A 7,644-nucleotide genomic window follows, 5' to 3' on the forward strand; every position below is an offset into this window, starting at 1 on the left:
AAGCAGCAGGACGCCGAACAGAAGCTTGCCGCGCTCGACAAAACCGCCACCGAACAGAAGGACAAGGCCAATGCTGAAAACGAATCTCTGCGCCGCGCTGTGGCTGATGGCACTCGCCGGCTGCGCATCGCAGGCACCTGTTCAACTGGTTCCGGTAGCAGCAACGTGTCCAAAACCACCAGCACCGCCAGCGTGGGTAATGCAGGCACCGTCGAACTCGCTGCGTCTGTTGGATCAACTATTTACGATATCCGAGCCGGAATCATCGCCGATCAAGCAGCCCTGAAAGCAGCGCAGGCCTACATCAGGGACGTGTGCCAGTGACCTACATTCCCGGTCGCAAAAATTAGCATGGCCTCATTTGATGTGGGAAAACACGTAATGGGGTGGCCTGCTGGTGGTGTGCTAGTGGGCCTTAATCTACCTTCGAATTACCTAAAGCCCTTATTATTCAAGGCTCAGACCCCGGGCCTAAGTGGTGTGCAAGGTGGCCTGCTCGGAGGTCTCCGAGCCATCGAGTGGCGGCGTTTGTAAGGTTATATTCGATAAATACCAGAAATAGTCGCGCTAATCATATTGACGATGGCTAGAGCCTTATCTATGTCGTCAATACTCCACTCAAAGGTATGAATGTTGTGGGGGCAATGTGCTATCTTCGGTCAAGTTCAACTGGCCTAAACGGCGTGTTGTTTCCCGACGGCAACCGCCAGTCAGCCCGCCAGTATCTGGTATCGCGTCATCCTGCAGAGGCTAGTTATCGTGACTGTTGTTGCCCCTACCGTTCCTCTGGTCGTTGATCTTGACGGCACTTTATTGCGCACTGATTTATTGTACGAAACGGGAATGGCTTTTGTGCGCCAGCACCCTTTCGGATTTTTCAAAGCACTGGGCTGGCTGCTCAAAGGCAAAGCGCCATTGAAGCAAGGCCTGGCCGAGGCAACTGATATCGATGTCACCGTTCTACCCTATGAGCCAGTGGTTATTCAACTGATCAAAACTGAGCGCAGTAAAGGCCGTACTATAATCCTTGCGACTGCTAGCCACTGTTCGTTAGCCGAACGCATTGCCAAACACCTGCAATTGTTCGATCAGGTATGGGCTTCCGATGGAAAAAAAAATCTCTCTTCCGATCGGAAGCGTGATTTGCTGGTAGAGCAGTATGGGGAGCAGGGTTTTGATTACTTGGGTAATTCCCATGATGACATTGCCGTTTGGTGTTCGGCCCGGCAGGCCCACATAGTCAACCCCGATGCAGGCGTTGAGAATCTTGCGCGGGCCCAGGGGAATGTGGTACAGGTGATCCGCTTGAACCGGTGGAGGCTTCACGACTGGTCCAAGGCATTGCGGTTTCATCAGTGGGTGAAGAATGCATTGATCTTCATTCCGCTACTGGCGTCTCATCAAATTATGAACGTCGGGCTACTGTGGCAGGATACTTTGGCGTTCCTGTTCTTTGGGTTATGCGCGTCGAGCGTCTATTTGCTCAACGATTTGCTCGACTTGGCTGATGATCGTCATCACCAATTAAAACGTCATCGACCCTTTGCGGCAGGTCGACTGCCGCTGAAGACCGGAATACTTGTTTTTCCGTTATTTTTGATTGGCTCTTATGCCGGAGCGCTGCTATGGCTGCCATGGGAATTCGCAGCAGTGCTTGCGGTTTATTATGCTCTAACATTGGCTTACTCTCTGTCCTTAAAGCGCAAGATGGCGATTGATGTCGTCGCTTTGGCGCTACTTTATACCCTGCGTATCATCGCTGGCGCTGCAGCAACGTCTTTGGCATTGACCTTCTGGATGCTGGCCTTTTCAATGTTCATGTTTCTCAGTCTGGCACTGGTCAAGCGGTATGCTGAATTGAATGAGGCTCGTCAAAAAGGGCATACGGAAAAAACTAAGGGTAGAGGTTACTACCCAGCGGATTTGGAGATGATTTCTTCTCTGGGGGCAGCCTCAGGCTATCTCTCGGTGATGGTGTTGGCGTTGTACATCCATGACTATGCGACCAGCGAGCGTTATGCCCATCCGCAGGTCATCTGGCTAGCATGTCCCATGTTACTGTTCTGGATTACTCGAGTCTGGCTGCTCACTCATCAAGGCCAGATGCATGACGATCCAGTGGTGTTCGCCATCAAAGATAAGGTTAGTCTCGTCTTGGCCGTTATGTTCGGCCTAGTATTCTGGGTGGCCGCGTAATGGATCCACTGCTGTCCTGGGGCCGCTACCCCCGCGTTCCGCAAATCGCGCATGCCTGTAGATGGCGAGGTCAGGCCTTGGACTCTCTCCAGGATATCGTTCACTTCCATGGCAGCACGCTTCCATTCGGCAACGGTCGCAGTTACGGAGACAGTTGTCTCGCAAGCAGTAATCAGGTACTGGATCTTCGCTTGCTGGACAGAATCATCCATGTCGACTGGCAGCACGGTCGAGTAGTAGCTGAGGCGGGCACAACCCTAGGAGAAATTCTGTCGATATCCATACCAAACGGCTGGTTCCTCTCGGTCACGCCCGGAACGCAATTTGCGACCATTGGAGGGGCGATTGCCAACGATGTCCATGGCAAAAATCATCATTTACGTGGCACCTTCGGAAATCATCTTCTACGCTTTGGCCTGCAACGCCACGACCAGCCGATGCTGTGCTGCTCGCGAACCGAAAATGCGGATTATTTCGCCGCGACCATTGGGGGACTGGGGCTGACTGGGGTTGTTACTTGGGCTGAAATTCAGCTTATGCCAATTCAAGCCAGCGGAATAGATAGTACCGCCACGCGTTTCGGCAATTTGGCAGAGTTTTTCACCTTGTCGGCCGAGCATGACCACAAGCATGAGTACAGTGTGGCGTGGGTCGATTGCTTGGCAACAGCTCGTCAGGCCGGGCGCGGCGTTTTTATAGTAGGCGATCATACTAAGTACGGCCCGCTGGAGGTGGATAGGCGTACAAAACTGCGCGTACCGGCGACACCTCCGTTTTCCTTGGTCAACAACTGGTCCTTACGGGCGTTCAACGTTGCATACTGGCACAAGCATTCCGACCGGCCAAGAAATCAGATCGGCAGCTACGACTCCTTCTTTTACCCTCTGGATCGGTTTGTGAATTGGAACCGCGTCTATGGAAGAAAAGGTTTCCAGCAGTATCAGTGTGTGATTCCAAGCGGGGTAGCTGAAGTCGCAATCCAAGAATTATTGGCACGTATTGCAGCATCAGGTCAGGGATCGTTCCTTGCCGTATTAAAACGGTGCGGTAACAGCGCCTCGCCAGGTCTGCTTTCGTTTCCTTTGCCAGGTGTGTCACTCGCGCTGGATTTTCCTCAAAAACACGCTCTGCATCCCTTATTTGAGCGGCTCGACGATATTGTCAGAGAAGCTGGCGGCCGGCTGTACCCAGCGAAGGATGCCCATATGAGCGGTAGTGACTTCCGCCGCGCATACCCGGCATGGGAGCGAATCGAGGCCCTGCGCGATCCTATTTTGATGTCCCGATTTTGGAAACGAGTGACTACATGAAGCGAATTTTGATTGTTGGCGCCTCCTCCGCTATCGCCATGGCCTGTGCACGCATATGGGCAAACCAAGGCGACGAGTTATTCCTGGTTGCCCGCGACGTCGAAAAGCTAGACCAGACGGCTGAAGATCTGCGGGCGCGGGGCGCCAAAGCAGTGACATCGCATTGCATGGATGCCACTGATATTGCTGCACATGCGTTGATGCTGGAAAAAGCTCTAACTGCGATGCGGCAGATCGACATCGTCCTAATTGCCCACGGCTCTTTGCCGTGTCAAAAGGATTGCGAGCAGAATGTCGAGGTCGCTCTGCGCGAGATCGCCAACAATGGTACTTCTGTTATTGCACTGCTAACTTTGTTGGCTAACCAGTTGGAAGAGCAGCGTTGTGGTTCCTTGGCGGCAATTTCTTCGGTAGCGGGTGATAGAGGACGCCCCTCGAACTACGTTTATGGGGCCGCGAAAGCGGCAGTGTCGACATTCTGTGAAGGGCTGCGCCCTAGGATGTACAAGGTCGGCGTTCATGTCTTGGATATCAAGCCGGGCTTGGTCGCCACGCCCATGACGCAGGGTCTAACACTGCCGAAAGCGTTAGTTTCCACCCCTGAAAAAGTCGCGAAGCTTATCGTCAGGGGTATTGAGAACAAACGCGCGACAATTTACACGCCGGGTTTTTGGGGAATCATCATGTTGATCATTCGCAGCATTCCTCAGACTTTATTTAAAAGACTCAACTTTTAAATGGGTAGTAATTTCAGCTCAGGCGCGCAAACCTCGCCTGTGGATGTAGGGTATCGGAAATCGACACCAAAGCTCGGGCAACTTGGTCGCCGCGAGAAAAATTTCGATTGAAACGACACGCCAGCCTTCGAATCATTTCGATTCGTCCTCTGGAAGTCCAGCGCATCACGCTTTTTTTGGGGGGGGGGTATGAAGCTAGCTGTCATTTATACCATATTTGCGATCATTGCAACTGTAGCCAACCTAGGGGCACAAGAGCTTGCAATCTATATCTACACGGGGGGCTACAGCGTTTTAGTTGCCGTGAGTTTAGGTACCGGGGTAGGTCTGTTGGTGAAGTATGTCTTCGATAAACGCTACATATTCAGCTTTCAGGCTGTGAATGCTGCACAAGATAGCCGTACATTTTTTTTGTATACGCTTATGGGCCTAGCTACGACGGTGGTTTTTTGGGGTTTAGAACTTGGTTTTAATCATATTTTTCATACGAAAGAAATGCGCTACGTTGGTGGTATTGTTGGATTGATGATTGGATATATATCGAAATATCAGTTGGATAAACGATTTGTTTTTCGAGATCGGGTGTGATGCTTTTGTTGGTACTCCTCTTGACCATGGGCACGTGGAAAGCAGATTAGGGCTTATCCATTATAATAATATGTTCTAGGCTGTGGCGTCAGCTTAGGTGTTTAGAGAGGCGAAATTTATGATGGTAGGCCGTCGCGGTTATTTTGCACTATTTTTGCTTGCAACAGGGTTGGTGAATTTAGTTTTGTGCTACTTAGCGCAGGACAGTTTCATTGCATGGGTATTCAATGCGGATGCACTCTATCTTCCATCAATATTCCAGAATATACTTGCCAGCAATGGGGCTTTTTCCGATTGGTACCTGACGCCTGCACCCTATCTTTTTCCTGATTATCCGATGTTTCTCCTTTCGTACTGGTTGGGCTCGGGGGCAGGCATACGCCTAACCATATTTTCGCTAATTCAGACTTTGTTGACGTTCGGTGCAATCTGGATGATATCTGCCCATGTAGCCAGACAGCGTGCCGTACTGATTGCAGCCGCTGCGACAACCCTATTACTATATCTGGCGATACATTCGGGCCAGCCGTTCGTTTTCATGTTGGTAAGTGCGTTTCACTACGGTGCCTTTTTAGTCTCAATGGTTTTTGTAGGCATATGGTTATTGCACCAAAAATTAGAATTGCCTCCAATGGTGCTCGCCGGAGTGGGGGCATTGGTCTTCATTACCTCGCTATCCGATAGCATATTTATCGTTCAGACAATTGCTCCATTTATCACGACAACTTTTCTCTTTTTAATAGTCGATAAAAGCTTCACCTGGAAAAAGCTCGTTCCTTTGACAGCGCTAGTCGTGGTTAGCCTATTAGGCTTGTCTTTCACCAGCTTTATAACCGATCATCGGGCCCCGTTTAAAATGGTGATTGGCATTACGGAATTGTCCTCCAATTTCGATAGTGTAGTTGGATTCTGGCGCACGATAGTTTGCGATAATCCAATTTACGGTATATTGCAGGTGGCGTACGTAGGTATCGTCGTTCACAGTTGTTGTAGTGCGCTAAGAAAATACAGTGTTGACGGACTACCTCGCCCATTGATATGGATTGTAATATTTAGCGCTCTTGCTACATGTGCCACACTGGCTGTCGTTGTGTTACTTACTAATATGCCTTTCACTAGTAGATATTTTATTCCGGCTTTTACATGGCCGATCATAGCAGTTCTGCTTTACCTAGATTACTGGTTTGGGAGGCGGCTTGGGAGTGTAATAATACTGATTTCTCTCATCGCAATGGTTCTTCTAAGTTTTGGGACCTATCGCTTAATAAAAGCTAACGGGCTCCCTTATCCATATTATCCCAGCACATTGAGTTGTATTGACGGGGTGCTTGAGAAAAACCGTGTGTTCAACGGTATTGCGCAGTATTGGGATGCAAAATATATTCAGTATTTCAGCCGCTTGAGTTTGAACCTTGCCCAGTATTCTCGCACGCTTGAGCCCTTTCGGTGGATTACCTCGGAAAAATATTTCAGAAGTAGATACGATTTCGCAATTGTTTCCGATCATACCGATCCGTCAATAAAGCTTTCAGTAGATATGATTAAACGTTTGAATGGTGAACCTACGATTGTCGCAACCTGCGATGACAAGACGATATATATTTACGGAAAAGATAAGATGCAGGTTCAGAAACTTTCCGAAACTGGGAGCAGCTATAGATGGCAAGGTTGTGAACTGCTCACCATTATTGGTAGAAAGACCGATCAATGCGAAATGGAAAAAAACGAAGTGCATGCCAGTGGTTATTTGACCTATGGTCCTTATGAGCCATTATTCGCAGGCCGATATGCCGCTGAGATTACATATTCCAGCAAGGCGAAAACAACTGAGACAGTTGGGGGGTGGGACGTCGTATTTGCTCTTCCCGATATGGTTGTGTTGAACAATGGTCCGCTTGTCGGCACAGATGGGGTAGTCGTCAAAATTAAGACGGAATTTGTGGTGGGCGAAAAGTACAATATGGAGAAAATCCAAGTTCGGACGCTCGCTCTGACTGAAATGGATCTTAAGGTGATCGATATAAAAATATATCGCCTATTATAATTCATGATGGCTCACTGATGGTTTGAGAGTGGCTCGATGCGTCTTCAAACATTCGTTACTGGCGCTTCTTAAAGTGCCAGTAGGTGAAGATGTTGGCGCTGATTGAAAACTGACCCACCGGGGTCAGTTTTCGGTCAGCGGCAACACGGAAGAAAGAACTGGCTGTTTAGCGACACGCCCAAGGGCGCGACGGCCAGTGCTCAACTTTACAGCCTGGTCGAGACTGCCAAAGCCAACGGTCAAGAGCCTTATGCGTGGCTGCGCCACGCACTGGAACGCCTGCCGGCGGCCTCATCAGTTGAAGACTACGAAGCGCTGCTACCGTGGAACTGCTCGCCGGTATCACCTAGCTAAGCGCACCACCCATCATGAAGCTGGTGGGGTTTATGGAGCGCTTACTGTTTATCTGTACCACTATCAATATCAGTGGGGTAAGCGATGGGGTCACGCGTCCGTCTGCTGGAATGGCATTTTCGATGGAAGATCCAAAGGGACGTCGTCACATGCCGTTCTTGCCTGGCATCGCAAAATGAGGCGCAAAGGAATGAGGCGTTTCAGCACATAGCGGATTGCCGCGACATGCATCAAGACGATTTTCCATGGCAACAGCTTATGAGTGCTTGCCAGGACTGGGCCTGAGTGGTGTGCAAGGCGGCTTGCTCAAGGCGAGCTCCGTTATCTGGATTCCGTTAGGGAAAATCTGAAAAAGACTTCCTGATTTGGCAGAATCCCCGGACACCAATCGCCGAGCTTTTCGATGATGAAGCAA

General features: G+C 49.9%; 6 protein-coding genes and 1 pseudogene. All 7 read left to right on the plus strand.

Translation table 11 applies throughout. The features are described 5' to 3' along the window. Positions 1-324: lysis system i-spanin subunit Rz (locus CE491_RS30265; protein ID WP_199885116.1), on the plus strand; the 324-nt coding region annotated here is incomplete at its 5' end. Positions 325-759: 435 nt separating this feature from the next. Then, positions 760-2,196, plus strand: a complete 1,437-nt coding sequence (locus tag CE491_RS14730; RefSeq protein WP_234407602.1) for a UbiA family prenyltransferase — start codon at positions 760-762, stop codon at positions 2,194-2,196. Then, a complete protein-coding gene (locus CE491_RS14735; RefSeq protein ID WP_110949061.1) occupies positions 2,196-3,506 on the plus strand; it encodes an FAD-binding oxidoreductase in 1,311 nt (436 codons plus the stop codon). Before CE491_RS14730 ends, CE491_RS14735 begins: the two co-directional genes overlap by 1 nt. Beyond that, on the plus strand, positions 3,503-4,243 hold the full coding sequence (locus tag CE491_RS14740; protein WP_110949062.1) for an SDR family oxidoreductase: 741 nt from the start codon (positions 3,503-3,505) through the stop codon (positions 4,241-4,243). The genes CE491_RS14735 and CE491_RS14740 overlap by 4 nt, the downstream gene beginning before the upstream one ends. A gap of 189 nt (positions 4,244-4,432) precedes the next feature. Next, positions 4,433-4,831, plus strand: coding sequence for a GtrA family protein (locus tag CE491_RS14745; protein ID WP_110949063.1), 399 nt, complete (start codon positions 4,433-4,435; stop codon positions 4,829-4,831). A 118-nt stretch (positions 4,832-4,949) separates the two neighbouring features. Beyond that, positions 4,950-6,875 carry a hypothetical protein gene (locus CE491_RS14750; protein ID WP_110949064.1) on the plus strand — a complete coding sequence of 642 codons (1,926 nt, stop codon included), beginning with the start codon at positions 4,950-4,952 and terminating at the stop codon, positions 6,873-6,875. A gap of 147 nt (positions 6,876-7,022) precedes the next feature. Further along, a pseudogene (locus CE491_RS14755) lies at positions 7,023-7,229 on the plus strand (transposase domain-containing protein); the annotation flags it as partial. Positions 7,230-7,644: the final 415 nt, after the last annotated feature.

It is taken from the genome of Pseudomonas bohemica (assembly GCF_002934685.1).
GTDB classification, from domain to species: Bacteria; Pseudomonadota; Gammaproteobacteria; order Pseudomonadales; family Pseudomonadaceae; genus Aquipseudomonas; species Aquipseudomonas bohemica.